Raw genomic sequence first — 15,997 nt, 5'->3', positions numbered from 1 at the left:
TGATCCGCGCATCACGGCATGCCAAGCCACTGCGGCAGTGCTAGCGAAATGAACGGCACGTACGTCACCAGTATCAGGAACAGCAGCAGGATCGACAGCCACGGCAGTGCGGCGCGAATCGTCTGCCCCAGCGTCAGGCCCGTCACCGCTGACGTCACGAACAGGTTCAGCCCCACCGGTGGATGCACCAGGCCGATCTCCATGTTCACCACCATGACGATCCCCAGGTGGATCGGGTCTATCCCAAGTTTCATGGCGATCGGGAAGAAAATCGGCGCCAGAATCAGGATGATCGCCGACGGCTCCATGAAGCTGCCCGCCACCAGCAGCACGACGTTGACCATGATCAGGAAACCGATCGGCGTCAGGCCCTCGGCCATCACCCACTGGGTGATCTGCTGCGGGATCTGCTCGGTGGTCAGCACATGGGCGAACAACATGGCGTTGGCGATGATGAACAGCAGCATGATGGTCAGCCGGCCCGACTCCAGCAGTACTTTCGGGCAGTCGCGCAGGCGCATGTCCTTGTACACGAACAGCGCGATGAACGCCGAATACACCGCTGCCACGGCGGCCGCCTCGGTGGGGGTGAACATACCGCTGTAGATGCCGCCCAATATGATCACCAGCAGCAACAGCCCCCAGAACGCACGCCTGGCGGTACTCAACCACTGGGCAAAACTGGCACGAGGTTGTGCGGGCAGGTTCTTGATCCGGGCGACGATGTAGATCGTCACCATCAGCGCCAGGCCCAGCAGGATGCCGGGTACCACACCGGCCATGAACAGCTTGCCTACCGAGGTTTCGGTCGCCGCCGAGTACACCACCATGACGATCGATGGCGGAATCAGGATGCCCAGGGTGCCGGCGTTGCAGATGATCCCGGCGCCGAACTCGCGTGGGTAACCGGAGCGCACCATGCCGGCAACGGCGATCGAACCCACCGCCGCGACTGTGGCCGGTGACGAGCCCGACAGCGCCGAGAACAGCATGCATGCCAGCACCGCGGCAATGGCCAGGCCGCCGCGTATGTGGCCGACACAGGCGTTGGCGAAGTCGATCAGCCGCTGCGCCACGCCCCCGGTGGTCATGAACGCGCCTGACAGCAGGAAGAAGGGGATGGCCAGGAAGGTGTAGCTGTCGGAGGTCTCGAACAGCTTGATCGCCAGCGAGCTCAGGGAGTCCTGGCTGAACATCAGGATTGAAAGTGCGCCCGACAAGCCCAGCGAAATCGCGATCGGCACCCCCAGGAACATGAACACGAACAACAACAGAAAAAGGCAAATGACCGTCATCAGTGATGCTCCTCACCTGGGTTGGCCAGCTTGCTCGCCTCGGCAGCCTCGTCGGCCAGGCCCAGGCCATACTGGCGATGGGTGAACAGGCGATAGAGGATCTGCAGGTAGCGGACGATGACCAAGGCGAAACCGAAGGGCACGATCAGTGCGATATGGCCGACCTTGATGCCGTAGCGGTCCAGGTCTTCGGCGCCGATGCCGGCGACCAGCACCGCGCTTACCCATTTGATGCTCGCCACCAGGAACAGCCCGGCATACGCCAGGCAACAGGCACAGGCGATCATCGCCAGCACGCGTTGTACGGGCTTGGGGGTGCGCCGCACCAAAACGTCGACCCCCAGGTGGCCGGCGGTGCGCACGCCATAGGCAATACCGAAAAAGATCAGCCAGCCGAACAGCGCCTTGGTCAGGGCTATGCTCCAGGTCATTTCCTGGGCGTAACCCATCAGGTGGTCGCCGATGCCCAGCAGCAGGTCACTGGCAAAACTCCAGTGATCACTGAGCGTGTAGAACACGGTATAGAGGTTGTTCAGTGCTACGTAGACGAAGGTCACCAAGGTCATGGCCGCCAGGAGAAAGGCGATCATGCCTTCCTCGAAGTGCTCCCAGACACGCCTGAGCGATTGCATAGGAATTCTCCACACAGAGAGAGGGTTGGCCACCTGTGCCAGAGGTGGCCGGGGCAGGGCGTGCGGCTGTCAGGAAGCCTTGTTGGCCGCCTCGGCGGCCTTGATCAGGTCAGCGCCGATCTGGTCGGAGAACTTGTCCCACACTGGGCGCATGGCCTCACGCCATTGCTGGCGCTGCTCGGCAGTCAGGGCATCTATCTCGCTGGTCTTGGCATCGATGATTTTCTGCCTGGAGGTCTGGTTGAGGGCTTCGGCCTGCTTGTTCACCTCGACGGTGACCTGGTCCATGAGCGTTTGCAGCTCGGTACGTACATCTTCAGGCAGGCCGCTCCAGAACTTGGCGTTGGTGATCACCATGTAGTCGATCAGGCCATGGTTGGTCTCGGTGAAGAACGGCTGCACCTCGTTGACCTTCTGGCTTTCGTAATTGGACCAGGTGTTTTCGGTGCCGTTGACCGTGCCGGTCTGCAGGCCCTGATAAACCTCGGCGAAGCTCATCTTGCGCGGGTTGGCGCGGATCGCCTTGAACTGCTCTTCGAGCACGCTGGAGGCTTGCACGCGGAACTTCAGGCCGCGGGCATCTTTGGGCAGGATCACTTTCTTGTTGGCCGACAGCTGCTTGAGGCCGTTGTGCCAGTAGGCCAGGCCGTGGATGCCTTTATCGTCCATCGAGGTCAGCAATGCCTTGCCCTGCGGCCCTTGCTGGAAGCGGTCGACGGCCGCCAGATCGTCGAACAAAAACGGCAGGTCGAAGATCTGCACCTGCTTGTTGTAGTGCTCGAACTTGGCCAGGGAAGGCGCCAGCATCTGCACATCACCCAACAGCAGTGCCTCCATCTCCTTACCGTCGCCGAACAGTGACGAGTTGGGGTAGACCTCGACCTTGACCTTGTCCTTGAGCTTCGGGTCTTGCGCCACCAGCTTCTGGAACATCAGCGCACCCTGGCCTTTGGGCGTGCTGTCGGCCACCACGTGGGCGAACTTGATGATTATCGGATCGGCAGCCTGTGCAAGGCTGGCCATGGACACTGCAGCGGCGCAGAACAGCGCCTGGGTCAGCTTCAACATCGATGTCACCTCTGATTTATTGTTGTAGGAGGATTGGAGGTAAAGATGGACCAATGGCTTGCGTGTGGTGAATTAGCATTTGTATAAGACAGCATTCGGTATAGCCGAACGCCCGCGCGGTTCAAGCGGGCGCCTGTGCCAACAACCGTTGCGCCCGCAACACCACCGGCGCATCCACCATGTGCCCGTCCAGCTGAAACGCACCGGCCCCGTTGGCTGCGGCGCTCGCCGCCAGCACCCGGCGGGCCCATGCCAGCACTTCGGCGCTGGGGGTGAAAGCCGCGTGAATCACCGCCACCTGGGCGGGGTGAATGCACAACGCCCCGCCATACCCCAGGTCGTAGGCATGGCGCATCGCCTGGTGCAAACCTTCGGCATCGGCAATGGCCGGAAATACCCCATCGAGCGGTGGCAGCAGGTCGGCACCCCGCGAGTGTAGCTGCACGGCCATGCGTGCTTGATCGAGAAATTGCCGGGCCGCAGCGCTGTCGGTGTTCAGGTGAAGGTCCAGCGCCAGGTCCAGGCTGCCGAACGACAAGCGCTCGACCCCCTCGGCATGGGCGATCTGCTCCAGCGCCAACAGCCCCTTGGCGCTTTCGATGATGGGCCATACCGGTTTGCCGGTGTGCCGTGCTACGGCCACCTGGGCTGCGTTTTCCACCTTGGGCAGCAGCACGCCGGCGATGCCAGGCTGCTGCGCGCAAAAGGCCAGGTCCGAGGCATGTTCCAGGTGCTGCGGCGCGTTCACCCGGACCCACAGCGACGCCAGTGGCGTGGCCTGCAGGAAAGCCTCCAGGTTGTCCCGGGCCTGACGCTTGAGGGGCTCCTCCACGGCATCCTCGAAATCGACGATGACGGCATCAGCCCCCGCCGCCAGCGCCTTGGCGAAACGCTCAGGCCGGCTGCCGGGTACGAACAGCGCAGAGCGGACGGCGTTCATACCACACCGCTTGCGGCCAGGCTGGCCTGCTCTGCCGGGCTCAAGCCCAGTTCGCCGAGGATGCCCTGGGTGTGTTGCCCAAGCGCCGGCACGGCGTCCATGCGCGGGGCAAAGGCTGCATTGCGCCCTGGTGGCAGCAGCGAGGGCAGCTTGCCGGCCGGGCTGTCCACTTCACGCCAGCAGTCGCGGGCCTGCAACTGTGGGTGGTGCCACACCCCGTGCATGTCGTTGACCCGGGCGTTGGCGATTTGCGCCTCTTCAAGGCGTGCCACTACCTGGTCCAGCGACAGGCTGGCGAAGCCCTCGATGATGATCTGGCGCAGCACCTCGCGGTTATCCGAGCGCTTGAAGTTGGCATTGAAGCGGTCATCACTGGCCAGCTTCGGGTCCAGCAGCACCTTTTCGCAAAACAGCGCCCATTCCCGTTCGTTCTGAAGGCCAAGCATGATGGTGCCGCCACCGCCAGTGGGGAACGGCCCATACGGGTAGATGGTGGAGTGCGAAGCGCCGGCACGCGGGGGCGGCGGCGCGCCGTCGTAGGCGTAGTACATCGGGTAGCCCATCCACTCCACCAGGCTTTCGAGCATCGAGACGTCGATGCGGCTGCCGACACCGGTTTTCTCCCGCAGCAGCAACGCCGAGAGCACGCCGGTATACGCGTACATGCCGGCGGCGATGTCGGCGATCGAGCAGCCGGCCTTGGCCATGTCGTTGTCGCCCGAGCCACCGGTCACCGAAAGAAAGCCGCCTTCGCTCTGGATCAGCAGGTCATAGGCTTTTTTCTTTTCATAAGGCCCGCCTTCGCCATAGCCGGAGATATCGCACACGATCAGCCGTGGGAAGCGCGCGTGCAGGGCCTCGAACGACAGCCCCATGCGTGCTGCTGCACCCGGGGCGAGGTTTTGCACCAGCACATCCGCCTTGGCCAGCAGGGCCTGGAGAATGCCGTCGGCGGCGTCCTGCTTGAGGTCCAGGGTAAGGCTTTCCTTTGAGCGGTTGGTCCATACGAAGTGCGAGGCAAGGCCATCGACACGTTGATCGTAGCCGCGGGCGAAATCGCCGCTGCCAGGGCGCTCGACCTTGATCACGCGGGCGCCTAGGTCGGCCAGCTGACGGGTGCAGAAGGGGGCCGCGATGGCGTGCTCCAGGCTGATCACGGTGATGCCGTCCAGCGGGCGGGGCGTTGTTTGAGTCATAGGGTCACCTGTTGGTGTTCAGTGCAGATCAGCCAGTGAGCGGGCGTCGCGCAGTTGCCACACGCGCTCGATCAATGCCTGGCCCTGGGCCGGGCTGCGCGCGCCGGAATAGGCCAGCAGGCGCTGGAACTTGGCCTCGAGCTCAGGGCGCGACAGGGTGTTGCCGGGGTCGCCTTTGGGTTCGTCGATGGCGGCGCTGAAGCGCCGGCCGTCGTTGCCGGTGACCTCCACGCGGCCCAGCCAGCGCTTGGGGTAGGCGGCGTCCACTTCGGTGTCCAGGTGCATCTCGACGCGCTCGCGAAAGTGCGCGACCTGTGGGTCGTTCAACGCCAGGTCACGGAAGTCGATGAGTTGAGCGCTGCCATGCACCGCAATCAGGCCAAGTACGGTGCCCATCGAGAACTTGGCCTGGTGGACGGTGGCCGGTGTGGTAACGCGGCCAAGCACATCGATCGCGCCCTGATGCACGCGGGTGACGACCTTGGCGATCTGGTCATGGCGCAGGCCTTCGCGCTGCATCAGCACCAGCAAGGCATCGGCGGCGGGGTGGGTATGGCGACACGACGCGTGGTACTTGAATGAGGTTTCCACCAGGGCCCAGCGGGTGCCCAGGCGGTCGCTCAGGCGCGCCGGGTCAGCATCGCAGGACATGCCGGCGGCCATGCCCTGTTCGCCTTCGAGGATATTGCGCGCACCGCTCAGGCCATCGGCGGTGAGGTAGGCGGCCAGCAGGCCGTCGGCGGCAGCCTTGGCGGTGTGCAGCTGTTTGGAGTCGGCGGCGTCGCGCAGAAACTCCCAGAGCCCGGCGGCCTGGGTGCCAGCGCTGCCGAGCAGGTTGATGAACTGCGCCTGGTTGAAGCCCAGCAGTTTGCCTACACCCACGGCGGCGGCCAGGGTGCCGGCAGTGGCGGTGGTATGGAAGATGCGGTAATGCGAGCGGCCGAGGAATTCACCGATGCGGATGCCGGCTTCATAGCCGGCTACCGCAGCCAGCAGCAGGTCCTGGCCAGACTTGCCCAGGTCCTGCGCCGCCGCCAGAACGGCAGAAAACACGACGGTGGCCGGGTGCAGCACCGAGCTGTTGTGCAAATCGTCCTGCTCGACCAGGTGCGAGGCCGCGCCATTGACCAGGGCGGCGAAGTAGGGCGATGACGTGCGCCCGTTGGTCAGCACCCGCGCACGGCCTTGCGCAGGCCCCATGCGTTCGGCATAGCGCTCGAACAGCGGGATCGGATGCGCGCCTTGGCTTGCCAGGGCTGAGCCAAGCCAGTCCAGGAACAGGTCTTCGGTGCGGTCCAGCACGTGGCCGGGCAGGTGCGGGTAGCGCAGGTCGGCGAGAAAGCCGGCCAGGGCATGGGTATGCTGCATGCTCAAGCCCTCAGAAGCTACGCGGCAGTTCGAGCAGGTGCTCGGCCACGTAGGACAGGATCAGGTTGGTGGAAATAGGCGCCACCTGGTACAGGCGGGTCTCGCGGAACTTGCGCTCGACGTCGTATTCGCAGGCGAAGCCAAAGCCGCCGTGGGTCTGCAGGCACGCATTGGCAGCCTCCCAGGAAGCCTTCGCCGCCAGGTACTTGGCCATATTGGCGCTGGCCCCGGCCGGCTGCCCGCTGTCGTACTCGGCGCAGGCGCGCCAGCGCATCAGGTCGGCGGCCTCGATTTCGATGTGCGCCTCGGCGATGGGGAACTGCACGCCTTGGTTCTTGCCGATCGGCCGGCCGAACACCTCGCGGTCACGGGCGTACTGGCTCGCTTTCTCGATGAACCAGCGGCCATCGCCGATGCATTCGGCGGCAATCAGGGTGCGCTCGGCGTTGAGGCCGTCGAGGATGTAGCGGAAGCCCTTGCCTTCTTCACCGATCAGGCTGCTGGCCGGCAGCTCGAGGTTGTCGAAGAACAGCTCGTTGGTCTCGTGGTTGACCATGTTGGCGATCGGCTGCACGGTCAGGCCCTTGCCGATGGCCTCGCGCAGGTCGACCAGGAAGATCGACATGCCCTCGGACTTTTTCTTCACCTCAGGCAAGGGCGTGGTGCGGGCCAGCAGGATCATCAGGTCGGAATGCTGGACCCTCGAGATCCACACTTTCTGCCCGTTGATCACGTACTTGTCGCCCTGGCGCACCGCCGTGGTCTTGATCTTGGTGGTGTCGGTACCGGTGGTCGGCTCGGTCACGCCCATCGATTGCAGGCGCAGTTCGCCACTGGCCAGTTTGGGCAGGTAGTGGCGCTTCTGCTCTTCGCTGCCATGGCGCAGCAGGGTGAACATGTTGTACATCTGCCCATGCACGGTGCCGGAGTTGCCACCGCAGGCATTCACTTCTTCCAGGATCACCGAAGCTTCGGCCAGGCCCAGGCCCGATCCGCCGTAGTGCTCGGGGATCATCGCCGACAGCCACCCAGCGTCGGTCATGGCTTTTACAAAGGCTTCGGGGAAGCCTTTTTCTTCATCGATCTTGCGCCAGTAGCCGGCGTCGAATTCGGCACACAAGGCGCGCACGCCTTCGCGGATGGCATTGAGATCATCGCTGTCGTACGTATGCATGCGGGGGTTCCCTGTCCAGTTCTCAGTCGAAAAGCACGTCGGCGCTCTGCGCCACGCCGTCGGCATTGCCGGCCCACAGTTGCGCCTGGCCCGGTGCGCCCAGGCGCCCGGCCACGTCGAATGGGGTGGGCACGGTCAGTGGGCGTACGCCGCGGTAGGCGAACTGGCGCAGGCGCTTGCCAGGGTTGGCGCGCTGGAAGGCGCGCAGGGTGAGGGTGGCGATCAATGGCCCGTGCACCACCAGGCCGGGGTAGCCCTCGGTGCCGGTGACATAGGGGTAGTCGTAGTGGATGCGGTGGCCGTTGAAGGTGACGGCGGAGTAACGGAACAGCAGGGTCGGGGAGGGCGTAACGGCCTCGCTCCAGTCGCTTGGTGCGCTTGGCACGGCACTGCTGAGTTTGGGCGGGGTCGGTTCGCGGTAGACGATATCCTGCTCTTCACGCACGCACAGTGCGCCGTGCTGTGAATACTCGTGGCGCACGGTGACGAACAGCAATGCGCCACTGCGCCCGTGCTTTTCTTCGATATTCACGATGGTCGACAGGCGCTGGGCCTCGGCACCGACCGTGAGCGGGGCAATGAACTCGACACGGCCCCCGGCCCACATGCGGTTGCGGTTGTCGGCGGGGGGCAGGAAGCCGCCGCGCGTCGGGTGGCCATCGCTGCCCAGTTGCGATTCGGCCACCGGCTCCTGGAAAAAACACCACATCCACAGCGGTGGCAAGGGCTGCCCCACGGCAGGGGCGCTTTCGCCGAGGGTGGCGGCGATGCGCTTGATCAGGTTGCGGCTGAGCTCATCGACGGCTTCTTCGGTGCGGCCGATCCAGGCGCTGTAATCCGTGGGCGGGTGCGTAGCAGTCATAACCATTGGCCTCTGCATTTGTTGTTATGCAGCGATCATGCGAGGCACCTGGCATTCTGTGAATTTGCATTTGTGTAAAGCAGCGTTCGTGTATGCTGAACGCCTGTACACCTTTCGGATAGGCCCATGCATTTCGATCTGGCAGACCTGAGGCTGTTCATTCATATCGGCGAGTCACCGAGCCTGACCCAAGGCGCGCGGCGGGCATTCCTCTCGCCAGCCGCCGCCAGTGCACGGGTCAAGGCCCTGGAAGCGCAGTTGGACACGCGCCTGTTGTACCGTGACAGCCGGGGTGTCGAGCTGACGCCGGCCGGGCAGAAACTGCTCATGCATGCGCGGTTGATCATGCGCCAGGTGGACTACCTGAAAGCCGAATTCGCCCAGTTCGGCACCGATTCGGCCGGGCATATCCGCATCTTTGCCAACACCACTGCCGTGACCGAGTTCCTGCCCGAAGTGCTGGCGGGCTTTCTCGCCAAACGTCCCGGCGTGACCGTGGACCTGCAGGAGCGCCTGTCGCGGGATATCGTGCGCGGTGTGCTCGATGGCAGCACCGACATGGGCATCATTGCCGGCCCCGTGGAAGCCAGCGGCTTGCAAGTGCTGCACTTCAGTACCGACCGGCTGGTGCTGATCGTGCCGGCAGGGCATGAGCTGGCTGGCAGCCGGCAGGTCACGTTGAGGCAGACGCTGGCGTTCCAGCATATCGGGCTGCACGACGGCAGCACCTTGCTCAGCTTTCTGCGCGACCATGTCGAGCGCATGGGCCTGAGCCTGTCGCTGCGGATCCAGCTGTCGAGCTTCGAGGCCATCTGCCGGCTGGTGGAGGCGGGCGTGGGGATTGGCATCATCCCCGAGTCGGCGGCGATCCGCCACAGCCAGACCATGAACCTAGTCACCATCGAACTGGATGAAGCCTGGGCCGTGCGCGAGCGGAGCATTCTGGTGCGTGAGCTGGATGCGTTGCCTGGGACGGTGAGGGCGTTGATCGCCACCTTGATGCCTGAGGGTGCAGGCAGCCCATTGCAACCGCCCCCGGCCCCCTAGAAGAAACTACGCTGAGCCTTGAACGTCACCATGCTCTCGCAATACGCGTTGATCCCGGCATAGGCATCGCAGCCCCCGCCGTTGAGGTCGGAGTTGCTGTAGATCAGGTTCAGGTCGATGCCCAGCCAGGGCCGCGACAGCTCCAGTGACCAGTCGGAGAAGGCATTGACCTGGCTGCCGTCGCCGATGGTGAAGGGCGTGCCCAGGCGATGATGGGCGAGTTTGACCGTGAGGTCGATGTCGAACAACGGCAATTGGCCGAAATCGGCGAACAGCGTACCGGTGCGATTGTCCGGGTTGTCACGCCAGGCCCCGCCGATCCGGCTGCCCATGACCGAAATGCCGCCATACAACGCATAGCTGTCTGGCCCTGCGATGTTCGGCTGGCTGTAGTGGATCAGGCCTACCTCGTAACCCAGTGTGCTGTCGAAGTGGTGCTTGTAGCCCAGGTAGCTGTCGAGGCGCAGGGTCGAGTCAGGCGTTACCCCCATGCTCGGCGCATACTGGCCCACGTACCAACCGCTGGGGTGGGTGAGGTCCAGGCCACCGTGAAAGGCGCCGCTGGCGCTGGGCGAAATCAGCCCCTGGGCCATGCTGCGTGAAGGCGTGGTGCCAAGTTTGAAGTCGAAATCGCCCAGTTCGCGCTGTATTTGCTGCGCCTGCAGCGCTGTGCTGAACAGCAGAGCCGCACTGAGCAACAGAAAGGGCCTGGTCATGGTCACCGTCCTGGAAGGCTTGCGCTTGAGCGGCACAGGATACCTGTGTTGGCGGGTGGGGAAAACAATACGGCGTATTCCAGCGGATTCAGGCGGGCTCGATCAGGTTCTGGCCCAGGTGGCGAACGTACTGCCTGCTTTTGAATTCAACCTTCGATCGCCCCGGGCGTTTCGGCCACCTCGGTCACCACCTGCTTGCTGGCGGCGCGCAGGATCACGCGCTTGCGCAGTTCGTACTCATCCAGGGACAGTGCCTGGCGCTGGATGGCTTCGAGCTGCAGCTGGCGGGTTTCTTCCGCGGTGTAAGGGCGCAATTCCGGGTGGCTGGCGCAACCGCTGAGCACGGCAATGGCTGTAGCGGACAGGGTGGCGAGCAGCAGGCGGGCCGTGGTGTTCATCGCGAAGCTCCAGGATTCGGGGGGGGGTGTATGACGAATCGATGGAGCAAGGTTATTGAGCGGCCGCGATCATTAGAAATTGCCATTCTCGATAGTGACTATCGATTGCACCGTGTGAAAACGGCAGGCTTTGCTAACCCTAAGCGCCACGTGGTACGAGCCTGAGGGATACTGGGATGCGCATGCCATTGTCATGTCTCGTTGCTCACTCAGGTGTCAAAGGCGATCAGGCTACCCACCGCATCCAAGCGATCACCCCCACCATCACGCTGCAAAGCAGCCACTGCACACCACTGAGCCCGGCAATCCGATAGACCGCTTGCAGCGGCCTGCGCCAGCGATAGTCGCGGGCCTGCGGCCCCCAATCGGCGGGCTGCAGCAGCCCGATGATGCCAATGAGCACGTAGGTGCCCAGGCCAAGCGGCCCCAGCCAGTGCCATAACAGCACGGCCAGCCCAAGCAACGGCCCTGCGTTGCGTATGACCAGGTAGCGGCGGTCGCGGGTGATGCGCTTGCTGACGCACCAGGCGCTGAGGCGTTGATCGATGTCTTCAAGGCTGGCTGCAATCTGCGCCCAGTGGCCGAACAGCCACTGGCCCATCTTCGCTGCCAGCAGCCCGCCCACCGCGTAAAGCGGAAGCAGGATCAAGGTGGTGACAGGGTCCAGATTGGGCAAGCCTTTCAGCGCCAGGGCCAGTGTGATCACAGCGGCGGCGCGTTTGACGCCGTGGGGCGGGTCGCGGGGCTCGACCAGCATTTTCCAGAACCAGGCGTCATGGTTGGGGAACATCCCCAGCAGGTCGGGGTAGCGCGCTGCGAACGCCTCAGACAGGCGCTCGCAGGCTTGCCAGTCGGCCTCGACGAAGGCAGCGGCCATTGCCTTTTGCTGCTCAGGGTGAGGCGCCGACAGAAACAGCGCGGCGGCGTTGGCATCGGGGCTGGCCTGCGCCTCGCGGCGATCCGCCAGGCTGCGCAGGTGGCTCAGCCAGGCTCGCTGTTGGTAACGCCTGCGCAGGGTTTGCCAGTGCTCGTCTGCAATCGGCGGCTCGGCACCTGATGCGTTCCAGGCGAATGTCTGGCACAGGTGCTCGAACAGCTCGGGCGGCCAGCCTTCATCGTTCAGCAACAGGGTCAGCACGTGCACTTGAAGCGCTTGGCGACGCTCCAGGTCCGCTAGCCAGCCTTGGCGACTGGCCCGTTCGAGCATGCCGCTAAAGCGCTCATGCTCGCCTGCGGCCAATAATTGTTCGAGCGCGTTGTACAGGGTGGCAGCGAGTATGAGCGACAGGTGCTGCTGTTCGGCGTGCGAGGCGGGAAACTGCTGCCATGGGGTGAGCCACTGACGCTGTTCGATACCCCAGTGCAGGGTATGTGAATGGGCTGACGCGGCGTGCAGGCAACGCTCGAACAACAGGCGTTCGAAGACGCCCTCGATGCCTTTTGCTTGCGCTTGGGCCCAGGCCTTTTCGATGGCCGAGTCGACGAACCCGTCCAGCAAGGCAACGGCTTGCTCATGGGCCGAACCCGCGTGAAGCGTACGGCTGGCGGGTGGTGTGTCGGGCGCTGGCGCGCGTTCGGTAACTTGAGCATCCGTGCGCTCCCCCTGCAGCGCCTGCAGGGCCTGTTCATAGGCGTCGCGCAGCTGCTGGAACGCGGCCGGGTCTTCGTCGGGGCGCGTGACTTTGAGCAGTTTGGCGTACTGACGCTTGAGGCTTCGCTCGTCGCACGCGGATGTAAGCTCCAGCACCTGCCAGCAATCGGAAAGCGAGCTCATCGGTCAGCGCCCGTCGCTGCTTTCGAATGCTGCCATGCGCGCGTTCAGCTCGTGGCGCGCCCGGCCGATGACACGTTCATCCTGGCTGGCAAGCGCCTCTTGGAACCGTGTGGCCCAGTGGTCTACCAGCTCACGACGCTCGCCCAGGCTTTCTTCATACAAGCGCTCCAGGCGGGCGACCAGCAGGGTGTTGACCTGCTGGTCGCGTGGGTGCACTTTCAGGGCTTCGAGCTTGTGCAGGCGTTCGGCAATTTCATCGGCGCTGAGCACCCCGGGGTTGTTCTCGATGACCAGCGCGTACTGCTCGCCTGTGACGGGGATGCTGACCTGGCATTCGAGCAGGCCGTTGCTGTCGTAGGTGAAGCGCACATCCATTTCAACCACGCCCTTGTTCGGCGGCACCGGGATTTCCAGTTCGCCCAAGGCGATGTTGTCACGCACCAGGCGGCTCTCGCCCTGGTAGATCTGTACCCGCACGAGCTCTTGCGCCTCATGCACCGTGCACACGGTTTTCACCCGGCTGACGGGGACGGTGGAATTGCGCTCGATGATCGGCAGATAGTGCCCGCTCTCATGTTCGTTGCCCACCCGCCGCAGGGTCGCGATGCCGAGGGTATAGGGGCAGACGTCGGTCAGCACCACTTCTTCCAGGGCCGCGTGCCGTGCCTTCAAGGCGGCCTGCACCGCAGCGCCCAGCGCTACGGTTTCGTCCGGGTTCAGCTGCACTGAAGGGAAGCGGCCGAACAGGCTGGCAGCCAGCTTGCGGACCAGCGGCATGCGCGTGGCGCCGCCCACCAGCAGCACCTGGTCCAGCTCGTCGCTGCGTATGCGCGCATCGCGCAGGGCGCGTTCCACAGGGTTGCGCAGCCGCTCCAGCAAGGGCTCGAACAGCGTGGCCATGGCCTGCTGGGTGAAGGTGTGCTGCCAGCGTTGCGCACCGACCTGCAGCACGAATTCGCTGGTGGGGGAGTGGCCCAGTGCGATGCGTACCCGCTCGGCCTCGCGGCGCAGTAGCGGGCTGATCGACGCGCTATCCGGGAAGTCCGGATCTTCAGCGTGGGCCTGGATAAACTGCCTGGCCAGCAACTGATCGAAGTCCTCGCCACCCAGGTAGTTGTCGCCTGCGCTGGCACGTACCTCCATCACGCCCTCGAACAGCTCGAGGATCGACACGTCGAAGGTGCCACCGCCCAGGTCGAACACCAGAAACGACGACTCACTGCCGTGCTGGGGCAGGCCGTAGGCGAGCGCCGCGGCGGTAGGCTCATTGATCAGCTTGTCGACTTTCAGCCCGGCCAGCTCACCGGCGATGCGGGTCGCCTTGCGCTGAGCATCGTTGAAGTAGGCCGGCACGCTGATCACCGCTTCGGTGACTACCTCGCCATAGGTGCGCTCGACATCTGCCTTGAGGCTTCTGAGCAGCATCGCCGACAGCTCTTCGGGACGAAACGGCGTCGCGCCCAACTGCAGCGTGCGGGCACTGCCCATATGCCGTTTGAATAGCGCTGCGGTCAGTGACGGGTGCGTGCACAAGCGTTCGCGGGCAGCCTGGCCAACCAGTATCCGGCCTTCGTCGTCGAGCCCGACCACAGAGGGAGTCAGCAATTGCCCCAGGGCATTGGGCACCAGCTCACTGGTGTTTTCGTTCCATACCGCGACCAGGCTGTTGGTCGTACCAAGGTCAATCCCGACAATCATGGCGAATTCCTTTTCGTTCCGAATGCAAGTTTACGGTGCTGTCACCGAGGCAGAATGCGAGGCCGGCCACAAAAACGCAAAAAGGCAGGCCCTGCTTGAACTTCATCGAGTATTGAGTCTCTAGAATACCGCTCCCGGCTGATGGCAATGTGTCAGCAGCTGGTCGCCCCAGGACAAGACAAGGATGAAGACGATGCAAGCAAGCAGGGTATGGCTAGGACTGCTGATCGCCGCAGGGGTTCTGCTGGCCGGTTGTGACAACGCGCAAGCACCTCGCAGTGCGACGGCCCCGCAAGGTCAGGTTGCGGCCGAACAACCCAGCGCCGAACAGATCGAGATCGAGAAGTACAACGCCTATGTCGATGCCGCCAACCGCGGTGGCAATTTTGCGGCCATTCTGGATCACCGCCGAACAGAGTATTCGAAGGACCTGCAGTCCAAGAACAAGCTGTCGGAGTACTACCTGTTCAGCGCCTACGACATCAGCCTCCTGCGCGACAACCTGAACAAGGCCCTGGCCTTGCCGTCACCCATGCCGGACCTGGACGCGCCAGCAAAAGCGATGCTGGTGGCCCTGGACAAGCTCCAGCCCGTCCACAGCGAACTCGCCAACTACGCCGCCTCCAAAGGCTACCTGAGCGATGGTGGCCAGAAGGCCAGGGAGATGGAGCCGGCCCTGGATGCAGCGCTCGAGGGTGTTGCCATCGAGCAGGCCAAGTTCTATGACGGCCTGGCCAAGCGCGATGAAGTCAACACCCGACAGGCGTTCGACGAGGCCGAAAAGGACTCGCTGGCGTATTACCGCGCCGGGATCGTGCTATACGCCAAGCAATCGATGCGCTTGTCCACCGACTTCTTCCAGTCGGCCGGGGCCGAGGCGTCGGTCAAGCCGTTTGAAGAAAGCCTGGGTAAAACCGCGCAGATGATCGAAGGCTGGCACAAGCAAAACACGGCAACCGGTCCAGGCTGCAGCGTGATGCTCAGCCGCCTGAACCAGTTTGTCGGCAAGGGCCGTGAAGCTATCGATACGGCCAGATCCGGTGGCTACAAATACAATGAGCAACGCCAGATGGCATGGAAGCACAACAACCCGATCGAGCATGATGCCAAGTTCTTCGGTAGCGCGTTCGACGATGTGATCAACGACCTGAACTCCACGAGCTGCAGCTGAGCAATTTTGGCATTTGCGCGACGCGTCGGTAGCTGCCGTACACCGGCGGCACGCGTCGCCCTAAGGTATGTCACCAGCCTCCAGGTCTGCACCACCCCTGGACTGCCCCCAAGAAGTTGGACACCAATCCAACCCTTGGGGGATCTATGGGTAAGTACACCGAGCAATTCAAGCTCACAGCGATTACAGCCTACCTGGATAGCAGCAACGGTTTCCGAAAGGTGGCTAAACACTTCGGTATCGATTTCAGTCTGCTTCGACGCTGGGTGGCCAGTTATCAGGCCAATAATGGCGCTGGTACAGGCTCGCATCGGCAGCGCTATACCAATGATTTCAAACGACAGGTGCTCAGCTACATGCACGAGCACCGGCTTTCGCTGCGCCAGACCGCTGCCCATTTTGGCCTCGGGCAGTCCTCTCGGATAGGCTTTTGGCAACGGCAGTACTACAGTGGCAGTCTTACACCCTCTATTGCCATCAAACCAAGTAAGCCAAACAACGTGCCGAAGAAGATCAAGCCTGCCATACCCACCGATACCAATGATGATCAGAAGTCTCGAGATCAGCTGTTGGCTGAACTTGAGTACCTGCGCATGGAGAACGCTGTTCTAAAGGAGCTCAAGGCTCTGCGCGAGGAAAAGGAGCGAATACGCGGGCA

General features: G+C 63.3%; 15 protein-coding genes. 3 read left to right on the top strand and 12 right to left on the bottom strand.

Annotated features, from left to right (window positions below):
* Positions 1-11: 11 nt before the first annotated feature.
* The 8 genes from dctM to JNA92_RS13745 form a co-directional block, all read right to left on the bottom strand.
* Positions 12-1,295: a C4-dicarboxylate TRAP transporter large permease protein DctM gene (gene dctM, locus JNA92_RS13780; RefSeq protein WP_241805207.1), complete on the bottom strand. Its 1,284-nt coding sequence runs from the start codon at positions 1,293-1,295 to the stop codon at positions 12-14.
* Positions 1,295-1,927 carry a TRAP transporter small permease gene (locus JNA92_RS13775; RefSeq protein ID WP_241805206.1) on the bottom strand — a complete coding sequence of 211 codons (633 nt, stop codon included), beginning with the start codon at positions 1,925-1,927 and terminating at the stop codon, positions 1,295-1,297. Before JNA92_RS13775 ends, dctM begins: the two co-directional genes overlap by 1 nt.
* A 69-nt stretch (positions 1,928-1,996) precedes the next feature.
* Positions 1,997-2,995: a TRAP transporter substrate-binding protein gene (locus JNA92_RS13770; protein ID WP_241805205.1), complete on the bottom strand. Its 999-nt coding sequence runs from the start codon at positions 2,993-2,995 to the stop codon at positions 1,997-1,999.
* A 121-nt stretch (positions 2,996-3,116) separates the two neighbouring features.
* Positions 3,117-3,935, bottom strand: coding sequence for an HpcH/HpaI aldolase/citrate lyase family protein (locus JNA92_RS13765; RefSeq protein ID WP_241805204.1), 819 nt, complete (start codon positions 3,933-3,935; stop codon positions 3,117-3,119).
* A complete protein-coding gene (locus JNA92_RS13760; protein ID WP_241805203.1) occupies positions 3,932-5,131 on the bottom strand; it encodes a CaiB/BaiF CoA transferase family protein in 1,200 nt (399 codons plus the stop codon). The genes JNA92_RS13765 and JNA92_RS13760 overlap by 4 nt, the downstream gene beginning before the upstream one ends.
* 18 nt (positions 5,132-5,149) lie before the next feature.
* A complete protein-coding gene (locus JNA92_RS13755; protein ID WP_241805202.1) occupies positions 5,150-6,499 on the bottom strand; it encodes an MmgE/PrpD family protein in 1,350 nt (449 codons plus the stop codon).
* 10 nt (positions 6,500-6,509) lie between these two features.
* Entirely contained in the window at positions 6,510-7,673 is a 1,164-nt protein-coding gene (locus tag JNA92_RS13750) for an acyl-CoA dehydrogenase family protein (RefSeq protein WP_241805201.1), read from the bottom strand.
* A gap of 22 nt (positions 7,674-7,695) precedes the next feature.
* A complete protein-coding gene (locus JNA92_RS13745; RefSeq protein WP_241805200.1) occupies positions 7,696-8,535 on the bottom strand; it encodes an FAS1-like dehydratase domain-containing protein in 840 nt (279 codons plus the stop codon).
* Positions 8,536-8,661: 126 nt separating this feature from the next.
* Between JNA92_RS13745 and JNA92_RS13740 the strand changes: the two genes are divergently transcribed.
* Positions 8,662-9,582 (top strand): LysR family transcriptional regulator, encoded by a 921-nt coding sequence (locus tag JNA92_RS13740; protein ID WP_241805199.1) that lies wholly within the window; start codon positions 8,662-8,664, stop codon positions 9,580-9,582.
* On the opposite strand, the gene JNA92_RS13735 is transcribed toward JNA92_RS13740, so the two are convergent.
* The 4 genes from JNA92_RS13735 to JNA92_RS13720 all read right to left on the bottom strand — a co-directional run bounded on the left by JNA92_RS13735 (position 9,579) and on the right by JNA92_RS13720 (position 14,168).
* Positions 9,579-10,298, bottom strand: a complete 720-nt coding sequence (locus tag JNA92_RS13735; RefSeq protein WP_241805198.1) for a TorF family putative porin — start codon at positions 10,296-10,298, stop codon at positions 9,579-9,581. The two genes, JNA92_RS13740 and JNA92_RS13735, sit on opposite strands and share 4 nt — an antisense overlap.
* A gap of 146 nt (positions 10,299-10,444) precedes the next feature.
* The gene (locus JNA92_RS13730; RefSeq protein ID WP_241805197.1) at positions 10,445-10,696 is read right to left on the bottom strand and encodes a hypothetical protein; all 252 of its coding nucleotides are present in this window, start codon (positions 10,694-10,696) and stop codon (positions 10,445-10,447) included.
* 226 nt (positions 10,697-10,922) lie between these two features.
* Complete coding sequence (locus JNA92_RS13725; RefSeq protein ID WP_241805196.1) at positions 10,923-12,470, bottom strand: J domain-containing protein; 1,548 nt, start codon at positions 12,468-12,470, stop codon at positions 10,923-10,925.
* A gap of 3 nt (positions 12,471-12,473) precedes the next feature.
* A complete protein-coding gene (locus tag JNA92_RS13720; RefSeq protein ID WP_241805195.1) occupies positions 12,474-14,168 on the bottom strand; it encodes a molecular chaperone HscC in 1,695 nt (564 codons plus the stop codon).
* Positions 14,169-14,361: 193 nt separating this feature from the next.
* Between JNA92_RS13720 and JNA92_RS13715 the strand changes: the two genes are divergently transcribed.
* The gene (locus JNA92_RS13715; RefSeq protein ID WP_241805194.1) at positions 14,362-15,339 is read left to right on the top strand and encodes a YiiG family protein; all 978 of its coding nucleotides are present in this window, start codon (positions 14,362-14,364) and stop codon (positions 15,337-15,339) included.
* A gap of 146 nt (positions 15,340-15,485) precedes the next feature.
* On the top strand, positions 15,486-15,997 hold a 512-nt coding region (locus JNA92_RS13710), incomplete at its 3' end, for a transposase (RefSeq protein WP_241805193.1).

It is taken from the genome of Pseudomonas putida, from assembly GCF_022627325.1.
Classification (GTDB): Bacteria; Pseudomonadota; Gammaproteobacteria; order Pseudomonadales; family Pseudomonadaceae; genus Aquipseudomonas; species Aquipseudomonas putida_X.
Note: the sequence above shows the minus strand (reverse complement) of the source record. Positions and strands in the feature narration are given on the sequence as shown.

Coding starts and splice junctions, on each gene's coding strand:
- dctM (WP_241805207.1), bottom strand. CDS start 1,295: ATGACGGTCATTTGCCTTTTTCTGTTGTTGTTCGTGTTCATGTTCCTG.
- JNA92_RS13775 (WP_241805206.1), bottom strand. CDS start 1,927: ATGCAATCGCTCAGGCGTGTCTGGGAGCACTTCGAGGAAGGCATGATC.
- JNA92_RS13770 (WP_241805205.1), bottom strand. CDS start 2,995: ATGTTGAAGCTGACCCAGGCGCTGTTCTGCGCCGCTGCAGTGTCCATG.
- JNA92_RS13765 (WP_241805204.1), bottom strand. CDS start 3,935: ATGAACGCCGTCCGCTCTGCGCTGTTCGTACCCGGCAGCCGGCCTGAG.
- JNA92_RS13760 (WP_241805203.1), bottom strand. CDS start 5,131: ATGACTCAAACAACGCCCCGCCCGCTGGACGGCATCACCGTGATCAGC.
- JNA92_RS13755 (WP_241805202.1), bottom strand. CDS start 6,499: ATGCAGCATACCCATGCCCTGGCCGGCTTTCTCGCCGACCTGCGCTAC.
- JNA92_RS13750 (WP_241805201.1), bottom strand. CDS start 7,673: ATGCATACGTACGACAGCGATGATCTCAATGCCATCCGCGAAGGCGTG.
- JNA92_RS13745 (WP_241805200.1), bottom strand. CDS start 8,535: ATGACTGCTACGCACCCGCCCACGGATTACAGCGCCTGGATCGGCCGC.
- JNA92_RS13740 (WP_241805199.1), top strand. CDS start 8,662: ATGCATTTCGATCTGGCAGACCTGAGGCTGTTCATTCATATCGGCGAG.
- JNA92_RS13735 (WP_241805198.1), bottom strand. CDS start 10,298: ATGACCAGGCCCTTTCTGTTGCTCAGTGCGGCTCTGCTGTTCAGCACA.
- JNA92_RS13730 (WP_241805197.1), bottom strand. CDS start 10,696: ATGAACACCACGGCCCGCCTGCTGCTCGCCACCCTGTCCGCTACAGCC.
- JNA92_RS13725 (WP_241805196.1), bottom strand. CDS start 12,470: ATGAGCTCGCTTTCCGATTGCTGGCAGGTGCTGGAGCTTACATCCGCG.
- JNA92_RS13720 (WP_241805195.1), bottom strand. CDS start 14,168: ATGATTGTCGGGATTGACCTTGGTACGACCAACAGCCTGGTCGCGGTA.
- JNA92_RS13715 (WP_241805194.1), top strand. CDS start 14,362: ATGCAAGCAAGCAGGGTATGGCTAGGACTGCTGATCGCCGCAGGGGTT.